This window comes from Isoptericola sp. NPDC056578, assembly GCF_042793275.1.
GTDB lineage: Bacteria > Actinomycetota > Actinomycetes > Actinomycetales > Cellulomonadaceae > Isoptericola.
Genome location: NZ_JBHTVC010000059.1, coordinates 1 through 19,900, shown reverse-complemented (window position 1 = coordinate 19,900; position 19,900 = coordinate 1). Strand labels below are relative to the sequence as shown.

Sequence of the window (19,900 nt, the reverse complement as noted above, 5' to 3'; positions counted from 1 at the left end):
TCGAGGAGGTCCACGCGATGAATCGTTCCACAGCGCCGACGGGCTCGTCCGGATGAGCGCGATCACCGAGCTCTCGAAGCTGAAGCGAGGCGGTCGCCCGCTGGACCCGCGCGAGCGGAAGGCTGCGCGACGGGACAACAAGGCGGCGCTCGTCTTCCTGCTCCCGTGGCTCCTCGGGCTGGTGGTCATCACGGCGGGCCCGATGATCGCGTCGTTCTACCTGTCGTTCACGGACTACAACCTGCTCGAGGACCCGAACTGGGTCGGCCTGGAGAACTACCTCCGGATGCTGACCGACGACCGCCTCCACCAGTCGCTGCGGGTGACGCTCACCTACGTCGTCGTGGGCGTGCCGCTCCAGCTCGCGGTGGCGCTCTTCATCGCGGTGGCGCTCAACCGGGGGATGCGCGGGCTGTCGTTCTACCGCTCGGTCTTCTACCTGCCGTCGCTCCTGGGCGGCTCGGTGGCCATCGCCATCCTGTGGCGCCAGATCTTCGGCACCACCGGCCTGGTCAACCAGGTGCTCGGGCTCTTCGGCATCGAGGGGATGGGCTGGATCTCCAGCCCCGACACGGCGCTCGGCACGATCATCCTGCTGCACGTGTGGACGTTCGGGTCGCCGATGATCATCTTCCTCGCCGGGCTGCGGCAGATCCCGACGATGTACTACGAGGCGGCCGCCGTCGACGGGGCCACCAAGGCCAAGCAGTTCTGGCGCATCACCATGCCGATGCTCACCCCGATCATCTTCTTCAACATCGTGCTGCAGACGATCGGGGCGTTCCAGTCCTTCACCCAGGCGTTCATCATCTCGGGCGGCATCGGCGGACCGTCCGACTCGACGCTCTTCTACACGATGTACCTCTACAACACGGGGTTCAAGGACTTCGAGATGGGTTACGCGTCCGCGATGGCGTGGCTGCTCGTCCTCATCGTCGGGGCCCTCACGGCCGTCAACTTCATCGCCTCGAAGTATTGGGTCTACTACGATGACTGACACCATCCAGAGGGACGTCGCGGCGGCCCCGGCCGCCCAGGAGCCCGCGCCGGTCGCCGCGCGGCGGCGGCACTCCCGCCCCGTGCGGAGCGTCCTCAAGCACCTCGTGCTGATCGTCACGGGCGCCGTGATGATCTACCCGCTCCTGTGGATGGTCGTCTCGTCCCTGCGTCCGGACGACCTCATCTTCAGCCAGCCCGGCCTGTGGCTGAGCGACGTCGACCTGTCGCACTACCCGGACGGGTGGAACGCGCTCACCCACCCCTTCGGCCGCTACATGCTCAACTCGGCGGTCGTGGTGCTGGGGTCCGTGCTCGGCACGCTCGTCTCGTGCTCGATGGCGGCCTACGCGTTCGCGCGGATGCGGTTCTCGGGCAGGACGATCCTGTTCGCGATCATGCTCATCACGATCATGCTGCCGGGCCACGTCACGCTGGTGCCGCAGTACGTGCTGTTCTCCCAGCTCGGCATGGTGAACACCTTCTGGCCGCTGGTCGGCCCGAACATGCTCGCGACCGACTCGTTCTTCATCTTCCTCATGGTCCAGTTCATCCGCGGGCTGCCCAAGGAGCTGGACGAGGCGGCCCGGATCGACGGCGCCGGTCACGCGCGGATCTTCCTGCGCATCATCCTGCCGCTGATGACGCCGGCCCTCGCGACGACGGCGATCTTCACGTTCATCGGCACCTGGAACCAGTTCTTCAGCGCCCTCATCTACCTCACCGACACCGACATGATGACCGTGCCGGTGGCCCTACGGCTGTTCGTCGACTCGCAGGGGGAGAGCAACTGGGGATCGATGTTCGCGATGTCGATCGTGTCGCTGCTGCCCGTGTTCTTCGTGTTCCTCTTCGGCCAGCGCTTCCTGGTGCGCGGCATCGCCACGACCGGGATCAAGTGACGGGCGGCGCCGGGCGACCTCGGGCGTCGCGGCGTCAGCGGCGGGAGGACCGCGCGGCCGCGACCAGCTCGCGCGCGTGCACGTCGGGCAGGTAGCACCTGACGAGGGCGAGCCCTACCAGAGGGAGGGTCGCGGGCTCGGTCACCACGAGGTAGAGCGGCGCGTCCCGCGGCTGGAACTTCATCTTGAAGCGGTGCAGCGACTCGAAGCCGTACAGGGGCTCGAGCCGCTCCGCGAGGCGGTCGAGGACGGCGTCGAGACCCCCGGGAGAGGGGTGCTCGCCGCGGGCGAGCGGGCTGCCGGACAGCGAGGCCTCCAGGGCGCCCTCGTCCCGGAACGTCGTGAGGGCGGACGCGATGAGCAGCTCCATCGTGTAGCGGAACGAGTCCGGCCCGCGCCGCATGACGTCGAGGGTCCACCCGACGACCTGCCCGTCCGGGGCGTGCACGGGGAGCCAGCTCGTCACCCCGTGCACCCGCCCGTCGCCGTCCACCGCGAGGCCCACGCGCACCTCCGGGTCGAGGGCCTCGCGGACCCCGCCCAGCGTGAAGGCCATCTCCGGCAGGTCGCTGTCGCCGAGCCACGCCTCGGAGATCGCCCGCACCTGTGCGAGCGTCTCGGGCGGTTCGTCGACCAGCCGCACCAGCCGGTGCTCCATGCCCTGCTTCGCGGCCTGGTTGAGCGCCGTGCGCACGTCCTGCCACTTCTTGCCCCGGAACTCCAGCCCCGGCAGGTCGATCACGGCCTCCTGCGCCACCGGCACGAGGGTCCAGCCGCGCGCCCGCCCGATCGACGCGACCTCCTCGCTCGCGGAGAAGAAGCACGACCCGGAGCCCGCCGTCGACGCCGCCCCGACGAAGGCGTCCACCAGCTCCGCGCGGCCGTCCGGTCCGTCGCCGACCGGGTCCGTGAGGACGACGACGACGCCGGCGTGCGCCTGGTAGGCGACGTACCCGTCCTGGCCCTCGGGCGCCCATCGTTCGAGGCCGTCCCAGGTCGTCATCCAGGCCAGCCGCTGCCCCGCCCCGAGCCGGCGGAGCGTCGCGCGCGCGTCGTCCTGGTCCAGCCGGGCCCCGGTCGACGGCCTCGCGTGGCGGCGAGCGCGGAACGACGACCGCCGGACGACCAGCAGGGCCAGCGCACCGAGGTCGAGCAGGAGCATGAGGAGCACGAGCGGCAGCTCGTCCGGCAGCACGAGGGACGCGGCCAGCGCGAAGAGCGCCTCGCCGACCACCCCGAGCAGCGTGAGCACCACGGCCAGCCACCACCAGGAGCGCCTGCCCCGCAGGAGGCCGACGGCGAGGACCAGGTCGACCGCGACGGCGAGGACACCCGTCGGCCAGCTGCCGCTGCCGACCTCGCCCAGCGGCCCCTCGCGGGGACCGGCGGCGAAGCTCGTGAGCACCACGAGCAGGGCCGAGATCGCGAAGTACCCCGCGGCCGTCGCCCGGTCGCGCTGCAGACGCCCGGCGCGCGTGCGGCGTCCCAGCCTCGCGCCCAGCACGGGACGGGCGACGACGAGGCCGGCGATCCACCCGACGACGTGCTCGACGTCCGCGATGCCGCCCCAGATCACGAGCGCGGCCAGGACGTAGATCGCGATCAGGGCGCTCGCCCGGAACCGCCACGGTGGCGCCAGGCTCAGCGCCGTCACGGTCACCGCCCCGACGACCCCCGCGCTGAAGCCGACGTCGAGCACCCGGGCCAGGTGCTCCGCCCAGTCCCAGCCCGTCCGGGCCAGGAGGGCGAGGCCGCCGGCGGTCCCGACGACGCCGACGAGCTGGCAGGTCACCGCCGTGACCACCGCGCGCCGGGTCCCGAGCCGGAGCTCCGTCCAGCCGACGAGCAGGAGGAAGACCCCGGCGACGGACACGTACTCCCACGGCTCGAGGGCGAAGAGCGAGCCCGTGGCGGGCGTCCACCACCGTCCGTCGGCGAACGCCGGGGCGCCGAACGCGACGTCGTCGAACCACGGGTGGTCCTCGAACGGGGACCACAGCGCGCCGGTGACGACGCCGAGCACGAGCATCAGCGCGACGACCCCGAGCGTGAACGGGACACGCCTCGCCGTGCGGAGCAGCCGCAGCGTCGGAGAGGCGGTCGAGGGGGTCGCTGCCTCGTCGGTGGCGCCGGTCACGCGTGACTCCTCACCTCGGTTGAGGGAATCATTCCGCGGGCGGCGCCCGGGCGCGCGCCGTCCGGTCGCGGCGGTGGTGGCCCGGAGCGGGGGCGATCGGGGATCATCGGCGGGATGAGCGGCGAGCGGGCAGGACGAGGCCGGCGTCGGCGTGCGCTGGCGGTGGTCGCCGGGTCCGTCGTCGTGCTGCTGGGCGTGCTGGCGCTGCTGGTGTGGAACGGGGTGCTCTGGCCCAACCGCCTGGCCGCCGACCGGTACGCCGTGCGCGGCGTCGACGTGTCCGCCTACCAGGGCACGATCGACTGGCCCGTGCTGGCGGCGCAGGACCTGGACTTCGCGTTCGTCAAGGCCACGGAGGGCTCCGCCCACGTGGACGAGCGGTTCGCGGCCAACTGGGAGGGCGCCCGGTCCACCGACCTGCTGGTCGGCGCCTACCACTTCCTCAGCTTCGAGAGCCCCGGGGCGGACCAGGCGGCACACCTGATCGACGTGGTGCCCGCCGAGAGCGGCACCCTGCCGCCCGTCGTCGACGTCGAGCACTACGGCGAGTTCGCCGCCGACCCACCGACCGTCGACGAGCTGCGGGGCATCCTCGACCCGATGCTCGACGCGCTCGAGGAGCACTACGGCGTGCCGCCGATCCTCTACACGACCCAGCAGATCCGGGCGGACTACCTGGGCGACGACTACGACCGGTACCCGCTGTGGATCCGGTCGGTCGCCTCCACCCCTGACCTGCCGCGCCGCGACTGGGAGTTCTGGCAGTACTCCGACCGCGACACGCTCCCCGGCTACGTCGGCGAGGAGGATCACATCGACATGAACGTGTTCGACGGCACGATCGGCGACCTGAGCGCGCTGACCCAGCCATAGCCGCATACCGTCGGCGGCGTGATCGATCGATGGACATGGCCGGCCGTGGTGGGCGTCGGCTTCGGGGTGCTGGTCTTCCTCGGGGTGCTGATCCCCGTGCTGCTGGTGCAGCAGCGGCGGTACGGGCGGCTCGACGCGCGGCGGGTGCTCGGCGCCGCGGCGCTCGCGGTGTACGTCGTGACGCTGCTCGCGTACACGCTGCTGCCCCTGCCCTCGGGGGACCTGACCGCGTGGTGCGCCGCGCACGGGGTGTCCGGCGCGGAGCTGGTGCCGCTGCACTCGCTGGACGACATCCGCCGGGACACCGCCGGCCTCGGCACCCTCGCCACGCTGCGCAGCGCCGCCGTCCTCCAGGTGGCGTTCAACGTGCTGCTCTTCGTGCCCTGGGGCGTGCTGGCGCGGAGGTACCTCGGATGGGGCGTGGCCGCGTCCACCCTGAGCGCGCTCGTCGCGTCGGTCGCGATCGAGACCGTGCAGTACACGGGCATCCTCGGGCTCGTCCCGTGCTCCTACCGCGTGGCCGACGTCGACGACGTCCTCACCAACACCCTCGGCGGTCTCCTCGGCGCGCTCGTCGCGCCGGTGGTGCTGCGCTGGATGCCGCAGGCGCGCGAGCTCGCCGCCGCGCGCCTGGAGCCGCGGCCGGTGACGTTCTGGCGCCGCTTCCTGGGGATGGTCACCGACCTGCTCGCCGCGTTCGTGCTGGGGGCGGCGCTGCAGCTCGCCTTCCGGGTGGCCGTGCTGGCGTCGGGCCACGACGTCCCGTCGGCGACGACCTGGCCGGACGTGCTGCTGGGCACGGTGGTGCCGGCCGTCGTCGTGTTCCTCCTGCCGCCGTGGGTCCGCTCGGGCGCGTCGCTGGGGCAGCGGGCGGTGTGGCTGGAGCCGCGCTGGCCCGACGGCGCGGGCGTCCTACGGCGCGGCTCGCTCGCGCGCCGACTCGCCCGCGGGTACCTCCTGCTCGGTCTGTACGGGGTGCTGGGGATCGTGGAGGCGGTGCCGCCCGGCGACGCGTCGAACGCGTGGGCGGGGGCGCTGCAGAACGTGGTGGCGCTCGCGGCCCTGGTCGGCGTCGTCGCGACCGGCGACCGGCGCGGCCTCGCCTGCGCGCTGACGGGCGCGCGGATGGTCGACTCCCGCGCGCCCGCCGAGCCCGTCAGACGTGCGTCGTCACCGGCCGGTCGGTGAACGCCTGCTTCGGCACGACGACCAGGAGCGCCGCCGCGACCAGGGCCGTCCCGCCGCACACCACCCACACGGTGACGTAGCCGGCGAACGAGCCCGCGGTGCTCTCCGCGGCCCCGGCCGTGCCGGCCCCCGCGGCACCGAGCAGCGCGATCCCGAAGACGCACGACGCGACCGCCCCGCCGAGCGTCTTCACCGAGTTGGTAAGCCCCGTCGCGACGCCCGTCTGCTGGGGCGGGGCCGCCGCGGCGGCGGCCGACGGGAGCGCCGCCACGAGGGCGCCGGACCCGATGCCGACGACCACCATGTTCACCACGACCTGCAGGTACGTGGCGTGGAGCGGCACGAACAGCAGGAACCCGATCCCCACGCACGTGGCGGCCCCGACCAGCGTGATGCGCGGCGTCACGAGGCGTGCCACGCGGGGGAAGGTGAGCGCGCCGACGATCATCGCGACCAGGTAGACGCCGATGAGCAACGACGTCTGGAAGCCCGTGGTGCCGAGGCCGTAGCCGTGCAGCGCCGGGTCGGTGCGGGCGAACGTCGACAGCGGCGCCTGGGCGCCGAGCACGGACACCCCGAACAGCCCCGCCGTGAGGAACACCGGGCCGAGCGCGGGGGAGCGGAACATCCGCACGTCGACGAGGGGGTCGGGGTGGCGCAGCTCCCAGCGGGCGAACGGCCACAGGAGCAGGAGCCCGAGGGCCACCATCGCCCATGCGAGCGTGGACCCGACGCCGTTCAGCCGGAGCATGCTCAGCCCGCCGGTGAAGGCGAGCAGCGCGAGGGACAGCAGCACGAGGCCGCGCAGGTCGAGGCGCCCGCCCGCGGGCTGGGGGGTCTCGGCGACGCCGAACCAGACGACGACGAAGCACGCCGCCACGAGGACGCCGGGGACGAGCAGCACCACCTGGAGCGGGAGCGCGTCGACGAGCGCACCCCCGGCGAGGGCGCCCGTGATGGCGCCGACCTCGAGCGCGGCGACCAGGATCCCGGCGGCCTGCGCCGTGAGCGCCGCGCTGTTCGGGAGCCCGCGCGAGCGGCTCCACACCAGGGCGATCTCGAGCGGCAGCCACGCCGAGTAGAAGCCCTGGACCGCCCAGGCGGCGAGGAACAGCCCGAACGAGGGCATGAACGGCAGCGCGAGCGTCGCGACGGCCGTGACCCCCGATGACACGAGGAGCATGCGCCGGTGGCCGACCATGTCGCCGAGCTTGGCCAGCACGGGGACGACGAGAGCGGACACCATGAGCTGCGTGCCCTCGAGCCAGTTCACGTCGGCGTCGTGCACGCCGAGGTGGCGGGCGATGTCGGTGAGCATGGGCGTGTAGTAGCCCTGGATGACGCCGCTGGTGAGCTCGACGAAGGCGAGGAAGCCGACGACGGCCGCCATCGTCCCGCCGGCCGCGCTCACGGCCCGGGGCGCACGGCGCAGGCTGGTCACGGCAGACGCTCCAGCAGGGTGCGGTGGAACAGCTCGCCGCGCGCGAGCTCGCCGACCTCGACCCGCTCGTCGACGCCGTGGATGGACTTGCGCTGCGCGGTGGACATCGCGAGCGGGGCGAAGCGGTAGACGGCCGGCGAGAACTCGTGGAAGTACCGGGAGTCCGTCGCGGCCATGACGACGTACGGCACGGTGAGCGCGTCCGGGTGGGAGACGCCGACGGCTTCGGCCAGCAGGGCGAACCGGTCGTCGTCGGTGGGCGACTCGGGCGACGGCTCGCTGGACTCGATGACCTCGATCTCGACGAGGGGGTCGCGGATGCGCCGTCGCAGGCGTTCGACGGTCGAGGCGACGGTCTCGCCGAGGGCGATGCGCAGGTTGACGGTGGCCGACGCCTGCGACGGCAGGACGTTCGCCGCGGTGCCGCCCGCGAGCATCGTGGGTGCGACGGTGGTGCGCACGAGCGCCGCCGTCTCGCCGCCACGGGCGACGAAGGCCTGGGCCGTCGCCGCGGGGACGCCGGCCATGGTGGTCAGGGCGGCCCTGGCGGGCCCCTCGGCGCGGCCGGCGAAGATGCGCAGCATCTGCGAGATGGCACGCGGGGTGCGGGCGGGGAACGTGCGGGGGCCGATCCGGTCCACGGCGCGCGCGACCCGGCGCACCGCCGTGGTGGTCGGCGGCATGGACGCGTGGCCGCCGTCGCCGCGGGCCTTGAGCCGCACGTTCATGACGCCCTTCTCGCCGACGCCGACCATGGCGGCCCTGCCGGGCACGAACGGGAGAGGGGAGTCGACGACGGCGCCGCCCTCGTCCACCACCATCCAGGGCACGACGCCGCGCTCGCGGAACGTGGCGGCGATCGCGGCGGCGGCGGCGCCGTGCGACTCCTCGTTCCCGCCGAACGAGAGGTAGACGTCGCGGGCCGGGGTGAAGCCGGCGGCCAGCAGGTTCTCGACGGCCTCGAGCACGACGACCAGCGGTCCCTTGTCGTCGAGGGCCCCGCGGCCGTAGACCCAGCCGTCCTCCACCCGGCCCTCGAAGGGCGGGTAGGTCCAGGCGTCGGACTCGTCGACGGGGACGACGTCGAAGTGCGCCATGAGGACCAGGGGGCCGTCGGGGGCCTCGGTCCGGCCCCGCCACCGGTACACGAGCCCGAGGTCGCCGTGGCGCTCGAGCTCGAGCCGCTCGTGCACGAGCGGGTACAGCTCGGGGAGCAGGGCGACGAGCTCCTGGAAGGGGCCGAGACCACGGGTCTCGAGCTCGGCGGACACCGTGGGCAGCTGGATCAGGCGCGACAGGCGCTCGTCAGCACCCGGGCGGGGAGTGACCGGGGTCACGACGGGCTGATTCATGGGCACACCGTAGAGCCTCCGTGTCACGGGCAGGGACCAGGTCTGCGACGCGGTCTCACCCTCCTTCGACACCGGTGCTCATCTGTGCCGCGATGCCTGCTCGTTTGCTACGTTGGTGGCTCTCGCACCCGACGGAGCAAGGACCCACCATGACCGCACTCAGCGCAGAGACCGTGTCGTCGCTGGCGGGCGGCGACCTGCCGCTCGCCGTGCCCTCCTACGACCGCACCCGGCTGCGCGCCGGCATCGTGCACCTGGGCGTCGGCGGGTTCCACCGGGCGCACCAGGCGATGTACCTGGACCGGCTGATGAACGCCGGCGAGGCGCTCGACTGGGCGATCTGCGGCGTCGGCGTGCTGCCGCACGACGCCCGCATGCGCGACGCGCTCACCGCGCAGGACGGGCTGTACACGCTGGTGCTCAAGCACCCCGACGGCACGCTCGAGGGCCGCGTGATCGGCTCGATCGTGGAGTTCCTGCTGGCCCCGGACGACCCGGAGGCGGTGCTGGAGAGGATGGCGTCGCCGGAGATCCGGATCGTGTCGCTGACCGTCACGGAGGGCGGCTACAACGTCAACCCGGTCACGGGGGAGTTCGACGCCGAGGACCCGGCCGTGCGTGCCGACCTGGAGCCCGGCGCCGTGCCCGCCACGACGTTCGGCCTGGTCACGGAGGCGCTGCGCCGCCGTCGCGACCGGGGCGTGCCTCCGTTCACCGTGCAGAGCTGCGACAACATCCAGGGCAACGGCGACGTCGCGCACCGGATGTTCACCGCGTTCGCCCGGCTCAAGGACCCGGAGCTCGCGGCGTGGATCGAGGAGCACGTCCCGTTCCCCAACTCGATGGTCGACCGCATCACGCCCGTCACCACGGACGACGACCGCTCTATGGTGGCCGAGCGGTTCGGGGTCGACGACGCGTGGCCGGTCGTGGCGGAGCCGTTCACGCAGTGGGTGGTCGAGGACCGGTTCGCCGACGGGCGCCCGCCGTACGAGAAGGTGGGCGCGCAGCTCGTCGACGACGTCGAGCCGTACGAGCTGATGAAGCTGCGCCTGCTCAACGCCAGCCACCAGGCCCTGTGCTACCTCGGCTACCTCGCCGGGTACCGGTACGCCCACGAGGTCTGCGCGGACGAGACGTTCGTGCGCTTCCTGCGCGACTACATGGCCCGCGAGGGCGCCCCGACGCTGCTGCCCGTGCCGGGGGTGGACCTCGAGGAGTACCAGGCCACGCTGATCGAGCGGTTCGCCAACCCGCACGTGCGCGACACCCTCGCGCGGCTGTGCGCCGAGTCGTCGGACCGCATCCCCAAGTGGCTGGTCCCCGTGATCCGGGCGAACCTCGCCGCCGGCGGCGAGGTGCACCGCTCGGCCGCCGTCGTCGCGGCCTGGGCGCGGTACGACGAGGCCGTGGACGAGCAGGGCGAGCCCATCGCGATCGTCGACCGCCTCGCGGACCGCCTGAAGGCCGCGGCGGCGCGGAACCGGGAGGACCCGCTGGTGTTCGTCCGCGACGAGGAGCTGTTCGGCGACCTGGCGTCCGAGCCGCGGTTCGTCGAGGCCTACACCGCCGCGCTGGACTCGCTGCACACGCTCGGCGCCCGGGCGACGGTGGAGTCGCTGGTCGCCGGATAAGCCGTCACGCGTCGTCGCGGGCCGCGGCCTCCCGGATCTTGCGGGCCTCGGCGACGGCGTCGCGCCGCTTGCCGGCCTTCTTGTCGCTGGCCTTGGTGTCGCGCGGCGGGAGCTGGATGTTCTCCTCCGCGGCGATGCCGCCCTGCAGCTGCCGGCTGCGCTCGAGCTCGGCGTCCAGCTCCGCGCCGAACAGCAGCGCCAGGTTGGTGATCCACAGCCACAGCAGGAACACGATGACGGTGCCGAGCGTGCCGTACGTGGAGCCGTAGCTGCCGAACTCCGCCACGTAGAAGCCGAACGCCGCGGAGGCGATGACCCACACCACGATCGCGAGCAGGGCCCCGATGCTGATCCAGCGGAACTTGGGCTGTTTCACGTTGGGCGTCAGGTGGTACAGCAGCGCGACGACGACCACCACGAGGAACAGCGCGACGGGCCACTTGGCGATGCTCCACACGGTCAGGGCGACGTCGCCCAGGCCGATCGCCTCGCCGACCGCCCGTGCCACCGGCCCGGACAGCACGAGGCTCGCGACGACGACGGCCGCGAGCACGACCACCACCAGGGTGACGAGCAGCATCGTCGGGCGCAGCTTCCAGACCGGGCGCCCCTCCTCGACCTCGTACACCCGGTTCATGGCCCGGCCGAACGCGTTGACGTACCCCGACGCGGACCACAGGGCGATGACGAGGCCGACGACCAGGGCCAGGCCCGCACCCGTGGACCCGACGGCATTGGTGACCAAGGGCTCGACGATGGTCAGCGTCTCCTCGGGGAGGAAGCCCTCCACCGTCGACATGATCGAGTCGATCGCCGCCTCGGCGTCGCCGACGAAGCCGAGCAGCGACACGAGCGCCAGCAGGGCGGGCGCGGACGCCATCACCGCGTAGTAGGTCAGGCCGGCCGCGAGGTCGGTGCAGTCGTCGTCGGAGAACTCCCGCACGGTGCTCTTGAAGGCCAGCTTCCACGACGGCTTCTTGAGGTCCGGCGGAGACTCGGGCTTGCGCGGGTCGTCGGGAGCCGGCTCGGTGCGGGGCTCGTGCGTGTCGGTCACGGGACCTCCTCGGGCGCGGCGGCGGGTTCCGCCAGGGTCACCACCAGGCTCGATGCGTCCGCGGATGCCCGCAATCGGGCGTCACGTGGTCGCGGCGTCCAGCAGCTCCTCGAGCGCGCCCGCGGCGGCGTCGTCGCACACGACGGTCGTGGCGATGCCGCCCGCGACGGCGGCGCGCAGGCCAGGCGCGGCCTCGCGCCCGTAGCCGGCGGTGACGACCTCGGGGGTGCGTACCAGCTGGTCGAAGGTCACGCCCACGACGCGGGCGTCGAGCGGCGTGACGACGCGGCGGCCCTCGGCGTCGAAGAGCCGTCCGGAGCACTCGGCGACGGTGCCCGCGGCGGTGGCGGCGCGCCGCTCGTCGCCCGTGACCCGGGGGAACACGGTGGACCCGGTGGCCGTCCACGCGCCGATCGCGACGACGGCGAGGTCGAGGTCGTCGGCGCGGTCGAGGGCGGCGGCGATCTCCGGCTGCCGCCGCATGCCGGCGGCGGTGCCGGGGTCGGCCACGAGCAAGGGTGACCAGACCGGCCAGGTGCGCACGCCCGGCATCCGGCGGAAGCCCTGGATCATGTCGAGCGAGTCGCCCGACCCGTCCACCGGCAGGGCGCCGACCAGCTGGACGACGTCGCACGCGGGCAGAGGGGCGAGGTGGCGCACCGCGATCTCGATGGTGCGCGACCAGGAGACGCCGAGGGTGGCGCCCTCGCGCACGTGCGCGGAGACGACGCCGGCGAGCGCGCGGGCGACCGACTCCCGCGTCGCGGCGGGGGTGCCGGCCGCGCCGGCGATCACGACCTCGCGTGCGCCGAGCCGCTCCGCCAGGCGTCGGGCGCGGCCGGTGTCCAGGTGGGCGGGCGGGGAGATCTCGATCCGCACGACGCCGCTCTCGCGCGCCTCGGCGAGCAGCCGGGCCACCTGGAAGCGGGAGATCCCGCGGGCGGAGGCGATGTCCACCTTGGAACGGTTGTCGAGGTAGTAGTCGCGGCTCACCTCGACGAGGAGGCGGGCGTGCTCGGCGTCGGTCACGGGATCATCCTCCTCGCTGGTCGGGCCGCCGCGCCACTCTGAGCGCTCGGGCCTTGCTCGCCTGAGCATCACCCACTACTGTCCAGACAGATGAGCGCAGCGCCGCATCTCATCTGTGCGCGTCGGCGCTCGTCGAGGGACCACCGATCGAACCGACGACGTGAGGACAGCGATGTTCCGACCACGAACCCGGAGGCTCGCCGCCGCGGGCGGTGCCGCCGTCCTCGGGCTCTCCCTGGCCGCGTGCGCGGGGGCGGGAGCCGTCGGCGGGGGAGACGGCGAGCAGATCGTCGTCGCGATCGTCTCCAACCCGCAGATGCAGGACGCGATCTCCCTCCAGGACGAGTTCCGCAAGGAGCACCCCGGGATCGACGTGCGCTTCGTGTCCCTGCCGGAGAACGAGGCCCGCGCCAAGATCACCGCGTCCGTCGCCACCGGCGGCGGGGAGTTCGACGTCGTGATGATCTCCAACTACGAGACGCCGATGTGGGCCGAGAACGGCTGGATCGAGAACCTGCAGCCGTACGCCGACGCCACCGAGGGGTACGACCCGGACGACTTCGTGCCCAGCGTGCGGGAGGCGCTGTCGGTGGACGGCGACCTCTACTCGGTGCCGTTCTACGGCGAGTCCTCGTTCCTCGCCTACCGCAAGGACCTCTTCCAGCAGGCCGGCCTCACCATGCCGGACCGCCCCACCTGGGACGACGTCCGCGAGCTGGCCGCCGAGCTGAACGACCCGTCGCAGGACTTCGCGGGCATCTGCCTGCGCGGCCTGGCCGGGTGGGGCGAGGTCATGGCCCCCATGACGACCGTGCTGAACACCTACGGCGGGCAGTGGTTCGACGAGGGCTGGAACGCCCGCCTCGACTCGCCCGAGGTGCGTAAGGCCGTCGAGACGTACGTCGACACCGTGCAGCAGTACGGGCAGCCGGGCGCCGCGACCTCCGGCTTCGGCGACTGCCTCACCCGGTTCGCGCAGGGCCAGGCGGCCATGTGGTACGACGCGACCTCGATGGTCTCCTCGGTCGAGGACCCGGCGTCGTCGACCGTGGCCGGCAAGACCGGCTACGTGCCCGCGCCGGTGAGCGAGACCGACGCGGCGGGCTGGCTGTACTCCTGGTCGCTCGCCATCCCGTCCACCAGCGAGCACAAGGACGCCGCCTGGGACTTCGTCTCCTGGATGACCGACAAGGACTACATCGAGCTCGTCGGCGAGCGGCTCTCCTGGGAGCGGGTGCCGCCCGGCAGCCGGCTGTCCACCTACGAGCTGCCGCAGTACGCGGAGGTCTCGGAGGCGTACGCCGACGCGACCCTCACGGCGATGAGCGAGGCGACGCAGGAGAAGACGATGGTGGCGCCCGTGCCGTACCCGGGCATCCAGTTCGTCGGCATCCCCGAGTTCCAGGACCTCGGCACCCGCGTGGGGCAGCAGATGTCGGCCGCGATCGCGGGCCAGAAGTCCGTGGACGCCGCGCTCGAGCAGTCGCAGCAGTACGCCGAGACCGTCGCCGAGACGTACCGCAAGGAGAACGAGCGATGACCGCCGTCACCACGCAGGCCGGGAACCTGCGGCGCGCGCAGGCCCAGCGCGCCGCCCGCGCCGACAAGCACCGGTACCCGCGCGCCGAGCGGTGGCGCCGTCGCGGGCCGCTGCTGCCCGCGCTGATCTTCACGATCGTCGTCACGCAGATCCCGTTCCTGGTGACGATCTGGTACTCGCTGCACTCGCGGAACCTCCTGCGCCCCGACTCCGACCTCTTCGTCGGGCTGGCCAACTACGTCGACATCGCGCGCGACTCGGTGTTCCGCCAGACGGCGCTCAACTCGGTGATCATCACGCTGGGCTGCGTGCTCGTCGCGATGGTGCTGGGCATCGTGCTCGCCATCCTGCTCGACCGGCCGTTCCGCGGCCGCGGCGTGGCCCGCACGCTGCTCATCACGCCGTTCCTCATCATGCCGGTGGCCAGCTCGGTGCTGTGGTCGATGGCGATGCTCAACCCCACGTACGGGCTCTTCAACTGGACGCTCGGGCTGGTCGGCATCGACCCGGTCGACTGGACCTCGACGTACCCGATCGTCGCGATCCTCATGGCCCTCGTGTGGCAGTGGACGCCGTTCATGATGCTGCTCGTGCTCGCCGGGCTCCAGGCGCAGCCGAAGGACGTGCTCGAGGCCGCCGCGATGGACGGCGCCGGCTGGTGGCGCACGTTCGGGTCGATCACGCTGCCGCAGCTGCGCCGGTACATCGAGCTGGGCGTGCTGCTCGGGATCATCTACGTGGTCAACACGTTCGACCAGATCTACCTCATGACCGCCGGCGGCCCCGGGACGGCGAGCGCGAACCTGCCGTTCTACATCTACCAGCGCGCCTTCCTCGGCTTCGACGTCGGGCAGGCCGCCGCGATGGGCGTCGTCGTCGTCATCGCCACGATCATCGTCGCCTCCGCCGCGCTGCGGCTCATCTTCCGCAGCTTCGACGTCAAGGAGTGAGCATGACCGCCACCACCACGGCCCCGCGCACGACGGCGGCCCCGCCCGTCCGCCGCGAGGCCCGCCGCGGCCGCGTCACGGGCGGCCTGCTCACCACGCTGACCTGGATCCTCGCCCTCGGGTTCTTCTTCCCCGTGGCGTGGATGGCGATGACCGCCTTCAAGCAGGAGAACCAGGCGTCGTCCGACCCGCCCACGTGGTTCTTCAGCCCGACGCTCGACCAGTTCCGGGCCGTGATCGGGGAGTCCGGGACGTACGTGGCGAACTCGGCGATCGCCACCGGCGTCTCGACCGTGCTCGTGCTGCTGCTCGGCATCCCCGCCGCGTACGCACTGTCGATCCGGCCGGTGGAGAAGGTCAGCGACGTGCTGTTCTTCTTCATCTCCACCAAGATGCTGCCCGTCGTGGCCGTCATCGTGCCGATCTACGTCATCGCCGGGCAGCTCAAGGTGCTCGACAACATCTGGACGCTCGTCGTCCTGTACACGGCGATGAACCTGCCGATCGCGGTGTGGATGATGCGGTCGTTCTTCCAGGAGATCCCGGCCGAGGTGCTGGAGGCCGCGGCGGTCGACGGCGCGGGGCTGATGAAGACGCTGCGCTCCGTGCTCATCCCGATGGTCGCGCCCGGCATCGCCGCGACGGCGCTCATCTGCGTGATCTTCGCGTGGAACGAGTTCTTCTTCGCCCTCAACCTCACGGCGTCGCGCGCCGCCACCGTGCCGATCTTCATCGTGTCGACGATGACGAGCGAGGGCCTGTTCCTCGCACGGCTCTGCGCGGCGGCGCTGCTCGCGTCGCTGCCGGTGATCCTCGCCGGGTGGATCGCGCAGAAACAGCTGGTGCGCGGGCTGTCGATGGGCGCCATCAAGTAGGGGCGGCACCGCTGCTGCGAGCAACGGAGGCCTGCCGGAGGGTGGGGAGCGCCGGCCCGTCACGGGCGCGACCGTGCTCCCGACCCTGCGGAGGAGACCCTCATGACCGCGAACCGCCCCTCGAACGATGCGGACCTGCCCGTCCCCGGCGGCGTCGTGCCGGGCGCCCCGACGCCCCGCACCGCGGCCCCGGACCGACGCGGCCCGACCGGCTGCCCGTTTCACCCGGGCGGCGAGCCCGACGACGGCCCCGACCCTCGCGCGCAGGCGGGGGACCGGCTGACGACGGCGCAGGGCCTGCGCGTCGACGACACCGACCACTCGCTCACGGCGGGTCCGCGCGGTCCGCTGCTCATGGAGGACCACCACTTCCGCGAGAAGATCACGCACTTCGACCACGAGCGGATCCCGGAGCGGGTGGTGCACGCCCGGGGAGCCGGCGCGCACGGGACCTTCCGCGCCTACGGCAACGCGGCGAGCGTCACCCGGGCGGCGTTCCTCGCGGAGGCGGACCGGGAGACCGACGTCTTCGTCCGCTTCTCGACCGTGCTCGGGTCCCGTGGGTCGGCCGACACCGTCCGCGACGTGCGCGGCTTCGCGACGAAGTTCTACACCGCGGAGGGCGTCTTCGACCTGGTGGGCAACAACTTCCCCGTGTTCTTCATCCAGGACGCCGTGAAGTTCCCTGACATCATCCATGCCGGCAAGCCGCACCCGGACCGTGAGATCCCGCAGGCCCAGAGTGCGCACGACACCTTCTGGGACTTCATCTCGTCGCACACCGAGTCGACCCACATGGCGATGTGGGCGATGTCCGACCGGGCGATCCCGCGCAGCTACCGCACGATGGAGGGCTTCGGCGTCCACACCTTCCGCCTCCAGGCCGCCGACGGCTCGACGTCGCTGGTGAAGTTCCACTGGAAGCCCCTGCTGGGCGTGCACTCGCTGGTGTGGGAGGAGGCCCAGATCGCCCAGGGCGCCGACCCGGACTTCCACCGCCGCGACCTGGCGGACGCGATCGACGCCGGGGCGTTCCCGCAGTGGGAGCTGGGGCTCCAGGTCATGCCCGACACCCCCGACGAGACGTTCGAGAGGATCGACCTCCTGGACCCCACGAAGATCGTGCCGGAGGAGCTGTGCCCCGTGCAGCGCGTCGGCGTCATGACGCTGCACGCCAACCCCACGAACTACTTCGCCGAGACCGAGCAGGTGGCGTTCCACGTGGACCACCTGGTGCCGGGCATCCACGTCACCAACGACCCGCTGATGCAGGGGCGTCTCTTCTCCTACCTGGACACCCAGCTGACCCGGCTCGGCGGGCCCAACTTCGCGCAGCTGCCGATCAACCGACCGCACGCCCCGGTGAACGACATGCTCCGCGACGGCATGCACCAGACGGCCGTGCACTCCGGCGTCGTCGCCTACAAGCCGAACGCGATGGACGACGACCGGCCCGTGGCGTCGCCCGAGGACGGCTTCGTCACCGTCCCCACGCCCGTCGAGGGCGTGAAGGTCCGGGAGAACCCGGTGTCGTTCGCCGACCACTTCACCCAGGCGCGGCTGTTCTGGCTGTCGCTCACGCCCGTCGAGCAGGCGCACGAGGTCGAGGCGTACACGTTCGAGCTCGGCAAGTGCGCCTCCGACGAGATCCGCGAGCGCATGCTGGTCAGCCTCGCCCGGGTCGACGGCGACCTGGCCTCCCGCGTGGCGGCGGGCCTCGGGCTCGAGGCGCCGGCGGCCGAGCTGCCCGAGGGTGTCGAGCCGTCACCCGCCCTGTCGCAGGTGCCGAGCGAGCCCGGCCGCGTCGACGGCAGAGTGGTCGGCGTGGTCGTGGCCGACGGCGGCGACCTCGGGGTGGTGGGCGCGCTGCGGTCGGCTCTCGGCGCGGAGGGTGTCGTCGTCCGGGTGGTCGCCGCGCACGGCGGTGAGGTGGTCTCGGGGGCGGAGCGGGAGACCGTGGAGCGGACCCTGCTGACGACACGGTCCATCGAGTACGACGCGGTGGTGGTGGCCGACGGCACGGCGGGTACGCCCGCGGGGACCCACCCGCGGGCCGTCGTCCTGCTGCAGGAGGCGTTCCGCCACGGCAAGGCGATCGCGGCGCTCGGGACCGGCCGCGAGGTGCTGGTGGCCGCGGGGGTGCCGGAGGGCGCGCCAGGGGTCACGCTCGCCGACGCCGGGGCGGAGGTGGCGCCCACGCTGCGCGAGGCGCTCGGGCTGCACCGGGCCTGGGACCGGCTCGCGTCTCTCGCGTGAGCCCGGTCAGCGCGCCGCCGAGCCCTCGGTGTCGCGCGGGGGGCTCGTGTGGAGCAGGTCGCGCGCCTGCTCGGCCGCACGGGTGATGCTGTCGGCGACGAAGTCGATGAAGCGCGCCATGTTCTCCAGGCGCGCGCCCGCGGCCGAGTCGCGGCCCAGGACGTCGACCCCCTGCCGGGCGGTGGCGGCTAGCGCGGCGTTGGCGCGCGCGGCGGCGATCATCGACTGGTACCAGGCGTCGCCGTCGGCGGCGTAGCGCTCGCGGCGGCCGTCCTCGCGCTCGCGGCGGATCAGCCCCAGGCTCTCCAGGAGCGCGACCGCCTTGGACACCGACGCCGGGCTCACCCGGAGCCTCTCGACCAGCTCCGCCGCCGTGAGGCTGCCCGAGTCCGCCACGTACAGCCGCGTGAGCACCGCCGCGGCCATGCGGGGGAGGCCCGACTGCATGAGCAGCGTCGTGAAGGTCTCCTCGTACTCCCGCAGGGCCGCGTCGTCGGGCGTGGCCCCCGTGCCGGACGGCGCGCGCGGCGTGGCGGGACGACGACGGTGCGCGCGCTGCTGGGTGGCGCGCTGCGCGAGGTCGGCGCGGTAGCCGCCCGGGCCGCCGTTGCGCATCACCTCGCGCGTGACGGTCGACGTCGGGCGGTCGAGGCGGCGGGCGATCTCGGCGTACGCGAGGTCGTCGGCGAGCCCCAGGGCGATCTGCTGGCGCTCCTGGGCGGTGAGCCGGCCTCCCGGCATGGCGTCCTCCTGGGTCGGACCTCGGTCGGTCGCGCCCACGTTACGTTCACTTCCGACCGGGTGCAACGAGCCCACAGCGCGCGATTGCGTTGATGTTCCTCTCTGATGCAACGATATGTGCATCGTGAACTGCGCAAACGTATCTCCGATGCAACATTGCTCTTGCCGCACATGCGAACGCAACGTAGCGTTTCTCATGTCAGAAACCACCGCACCGACCACCGCAGGAGCTGAGCACGATGCAGAACTTCACCACCCCCGCCCCCGTCTCCGCCGTCGTCGACGTCCCGGCCGGGCGCCTCACCTTCGTCGCCGCCGACCGGTCCGACACCACGGTCGAGGTGCGGCCCGCCGACGCCTCGAAGCGCCGCGACGTCGAGGCCGCCGAGCAGACCACCGTCGAGTACGCCGACGGCGTCCTGCGCGTCACGGCCCCCGACGGGCACCGGGCCTTCGGGCCCTCCGGCTCCGTCGAGGTCACGGTCCAGCTGCCCGCCGGGTCCGCGGTCGAGGTCACGGCCGCGAGCGCCCCGCTGCGCGGCGTCGGGCGCCTCGGCGCCGTCGTCGTCGAGACCGCGCACGGCGACATCAAGGTCGACGAGGCCGCGAGCGCCCGCCTCGCCACGCAGGCCGGCGACATCACCGTCGGTCGGCTGACCGGCCCCGGCTCGCTGAGCACCGCGAAGGGCGACCTCCGCGTGGAGGAGGCCGTGCAGGGCGCGCTCGACCTGCGCACCCAGGCCGGCGACGTGACCGTGGGCGTCGCGTCCGGCGTCACGGCGTCGCTCGACGCCGGCACGACGCTCGGCCGGATCAGCAACGCGATCACCAGCAGCGGCGGCGACGTCCAGGTGGAGATCCGCGCCACCACCACGCTGGGCGACGTGTCGGCGCACAGCCGCTGAGCCGCCTGCACCCGCAGATCCCGGACC

Annotated in this window: 16 protein-coding genes; 10 read left to right on the top strand and 6 right to left on the bottom strand. The window is 72.7% G+C overall.

Annotated elements, in window-relative coordinates:
* Nucleotides 1-52 precede the first annotated feature (52 nt).
* On the top strand, nt 53-997 hold the full coding sequence (locus ACFQ80_RS18410) for a carbohydrate ABC transporter permease (RefSeq protein ID WP_429762983.1): 945 nt from the start codon (nt 53-55) through the stop codon (nt 995-997).
* Nucleotides 998-1,127: 130 nt separating this feature from the next.
* Nucleotides 1,128-1,898 carry a carbohydrate ABC transporter permease gene (locus ACFQ80_RS18405; protein WP_430564662.1) on the top strand — a complete coding sequence of 257 codons (771 nt, stop codon included), beginning with the start codon at nt 1,128-1,130 and terminating at the stop codon, nt 1,896-1,898.
* A gap of 34 nt (nt 1,899-1,932) precedes the next feature.
* On the opposite strand, the gene ACFQ80_RS18400 is transcribed toward ACFQ80_RS18405, so the two are convergent.
* Nucleotides 1,933-4,035: a bifunctional lysylphosphatidylglycerol flippase/synthetase MprF gene (locus ACFQ80_RS18400; RefSeq protein WP_430564654.1), complete on the bottom strand. Its 2,103-nt coding sequence runs from the start codon at nt 4,033-4,035 to the stop codon at nt 1,933-1,935.
* Between the two features lie 114 nt (nt 4,036-4,149).
* Between ACFQ80_RS18400 and ACFQ80_RS18395 the strand changes: the two genes are divergently transcribed.
* Both ACFQ80_RS18395 and ACFQ80_RS18390 read left to right on the top strand, forming a co-directional pair.
* Nucleotides 4,150-4,908: a GH25 family lysozyme gene (locus ACFQ80_RS18395; RefSeq protein ID WP_430549246.1), complete on the top strand. Its 759-nt coding sequence runs from the start codon at nt 4,150-4,152 to the stop codon at nt 4,906-4,908.
* An 18-nt stretch (nt 4,909-4,926) separates the two neighbouring features.
* Nucleotides 4,927-6,096, top strand: a complete 1,170-nt coding sequence (locus tag ACFQ80_RS18390) for a VanZ family protein (protein WP_430564653.1) — start codon at nt 4,927-4,929, stop codon at nt 6,094-6,096.
* On the opposite strand, the gene ACFQ80_RS18385 is transcribed toward ACFQ80_RS18390, so the two are convergent.
* Both ACFQ80_RS18385 and ACFQ80_RS18380 read right to left on the bottom strand, forming a co-directional pair.
* Entirely contained in the window at nt 6,065-7,486 is a 1,422-nt protein-coding gene (locus tag ACFQ80_RS18385) for an MFS transporter (RefSeq protein ID WP_430564661.1), read from the bottom strand. The genes ACFQ80_RS18390 and ACFQ80_RS18385 overlap by 32 nt on opposite strands.
* Nucleotides 7,487-7,533: 47 nt before the next feature.
* A complete protein-coding gene (locus ACFQ80_RS18380) occupies nt 7,534-8,889 on the bottom strand; it encodes a M20/M25/M40 family metallo-hydrolase (protein ID WP_430549244.1) in 1,356 nt (451 codons plus the stop codon).
* A 149-nt stretch (nt 8,890-9,038) separates the two neighbouring features.
* On the opposite strand from ACFQ80_RS18380, the gene ACFQ80_RS18375 reads away from it, so the two are divergent.
* Nucleotides 9,039-10,523: a mannitol dehydrogenase family protein gene (locus ACFQ80_RS18375; protein ID WP_430564652.1), complete on the top strand. Its 1,485-nt coding sequence runs from the start codon at nt 9,039-9,041 to the stop codon at nt 10,521-10,523.
* A 4-nt stretch (nt 10,524-10,527) separates the two neighbouring features.
* Here the strand turns inward: ACFQ80_RS18375 and ACFQ80_RS18370 are convergent, their stop codons facing one another.
* Nucleotides 10,528-11,577 carry a YihY/virulence factor BrkB family protein gene (locus ACFQ80_RS18370; RefSeq protein WP_430564651.1) on the bottom strand — a complete coding sequence of 350 codons (1,050 nt, stop codon included), beginning with the start codon at nt 11,575-11,577 and terminating at the stop codon, nt 10,528-10,530.
* Between the two features lie 81 nt (nt 11,578-11,658).
* Nucleotides 11,659-12,606, bottom strand: coding sequence for a sugar-binding transcriptional regulator (locus ACFQ80_RS18365; RefSeq protein ID WP_430549241.1), 948 nt, complete (start codon nt 12,604-12,606; stop codon nt 11,659-11,661).
* A gap of 172 nt (nt 12,607-12,778) precedes the next feature.
* Here ACFQ80_RS18365 and ACFQ80_RS18360 point away from each other — a divergent pair, with 172 nt between their 5' ends.
* The 4 genes from ACFQ80_RS18360 to ACFQ80_RS18345 all read left to right on the top strand — a co-directional run bounded on the left by ACFQ80_RS18360 (nt 12,779) and on the right by ACFQ80_RS18345 (nt 18,227).
* Complete coding sequence (locus tag ACFQ80_RS18360) at nt 12,779-14,146, top strand: ABC transporter substrate-binding protein (protein ID WP_430564650.1); 1,368 nt, start codon at nt 12,779-12,781, stop codon at nt 14,144-14,146.
* Nucleotides 14,143-15,096, top strand: coding sequence for a carbohydrate ABC transporter permease (locus ACFQ80_RS18355; protein ID WP_430549239.1), 954 nt, complete (start codon nt 14,143-14,145; stop codon nt 15,094-15,096). The genes ACFQ80_RS18360 and ACFQ80_RS18355 overlap by 4 nt, the downstream gene beginning before the upstream one ends.
* 2 nt (nt 15,097-15,098) lie before the next feature.
* Nucleotides 15,099-15,971: a carbohydrate ABC transporter permease gene (locus tag ACFQ80_RS18350; RefSeq protein WP_430549238.1), complete on the top strand. Its 873-nt coding sequence runs from the start codon at nt 15,099-15,101 to the stop codon at nt 15,969-15,971.
* A gap of 102 nt (nt 15,972-16,073) precedes the next feature.
* Complete coding sequence (locus ACFQ80_RS18345; RefSeq protein ID WP_430564649.1) at nt 16,074-18,227, top strand: catalase; 2,154 nt, start codon at nt 16,074-16,076, stop codon at nt 18,225-18,227.
* A 6-nt stretch (nt 18,228-18,233) separates the two neighbouring features.
* Here ACFQ80_RS18345 and ACFQ80_RS18340 read toward each other — a convergent pair whose 3' ends face one another.
* Nucleotides 18,234-18,968, bottom strand: a complete 735-nt coding sequence (locus ACFQ80_RS18340) for a MarR family transcriptional regulator (protein ID WP_430564648.1) — start codon at nt 18,966-18,968, stop codon at nt 18,234-18,236.
* Between the two features lie 239 nt (nt 18,969-19,207).
* On the opposite strand from ACFQ80_RS18340, the gene ACFQ80_RS18335 reads away from it, so the two are divergent.
* Entirely contained in the window at nt 19,208-19,873 is a 666-nt protein-coding gene (locus ACFQ80_RS18335) for a DUF4097 family beta strand repeat-containing protein (RefSeq protein WP_430564647.1), read from the top strand.
* Nucleotides 19,874-19,900 lie beyond the last annotated feature (27 nt).

What these genes read in the sequence shown, in the direction of transcription:
- ACFQ80_RS18395 (WP_430549246.1), top strand. Translation starts at nt 4,150, where the DNA reads ATGAGCGGCGAGCGGGCAGGACGAGGCCGGCGTCGGCGTGCGCTGGCG.
- ACFQ80_RS18350 (WP_430549238.1), top strand. Translation starts at nt 15,099, where the DNA reads ATGACCGCCACCACCACGGCCCCGCGCACGACGGCGGCCCCGCCCGTC.
- ACFQ80_RS18375 (WP_430564652.1), top strand. Translation starts at nt 9,039, where the DNA reads ATGACCGCACTCAGCGCAGAGACCGTGTCGTCGCTGGCGGGCGGCGAC.
- ACFQ80_RS18355 (WP_430549239.1), top strand. Translation starts at nt 14,143, where the DNA reads ATGACCGCCGTCACCACGCAGGCCGGGAACCTGCGGCGCGCGCAGGCC.
- ACFQ80_RS18380 (WP_430549244.1), bottom strand. Translation starts at nt 8,889, where the DNA reads ATGAATCAGCCCGTCGTGACCCCGGTCACTCCCCGCCCGGGTGCTGAC.
- ACFQ80_RS18385 (WP_430564661.1), bottom strand. Translation starts at nt 7,486, where the DNA reads ATGGCGGCCGTCGTCGGCTTCCTCGCCTTCGTCGAGCTCACCAGCGGC.
- ACFQ80_RS18405 (WP_430564662.1), top strand. Translation starts at nt 1,128, where the DNA reads ATGATCTACCCGCTCCTGTGGATGGTCGTCTCGTCCCTGCGTCCGGAC.
- ACFQ80_RS18410 (WP_429762983.1), top strand. Translation starts at nt 53, where the DNA reads ATGAGCGCGATCACCGAGCTCTCGAAGCTGAAGCGAGGCGGTCGCCCG.
- ACFQ80_RS18340 (WP_430564648.1), bottom strand. Translation starts at nt 18,968, where the DNA reads ATGCCGGGAGGCCGGCTCACCGCCCAGGAGCGCCAGCAGATCGCCCTG.
- ACFQ80_RS18335 (WP_430564647.1), top strand. Translation starts at nt 19,208, where the DNA reads ATGCAGAACTTCACCACCCCCGCCCCCGTCTCCGCCGTCGTCGACGTC.
- ACFQ80_RS18345 (WP_430564649.1), top strand. Translation starts at nt 16,074, where the DNA reads ATGACCGCGAACCGCCCCTCGAACGATGCGGACCTGCCCGTCCCCGGC.
- ACFQ80_RS18360 (WP_430564650.1), top strand. Translation starts at nt 12,779, where the DNA reads ATGTTCCGACCACGAACCCGGAGGCTCGCCGCCGCGGGCGGTGCCGCC.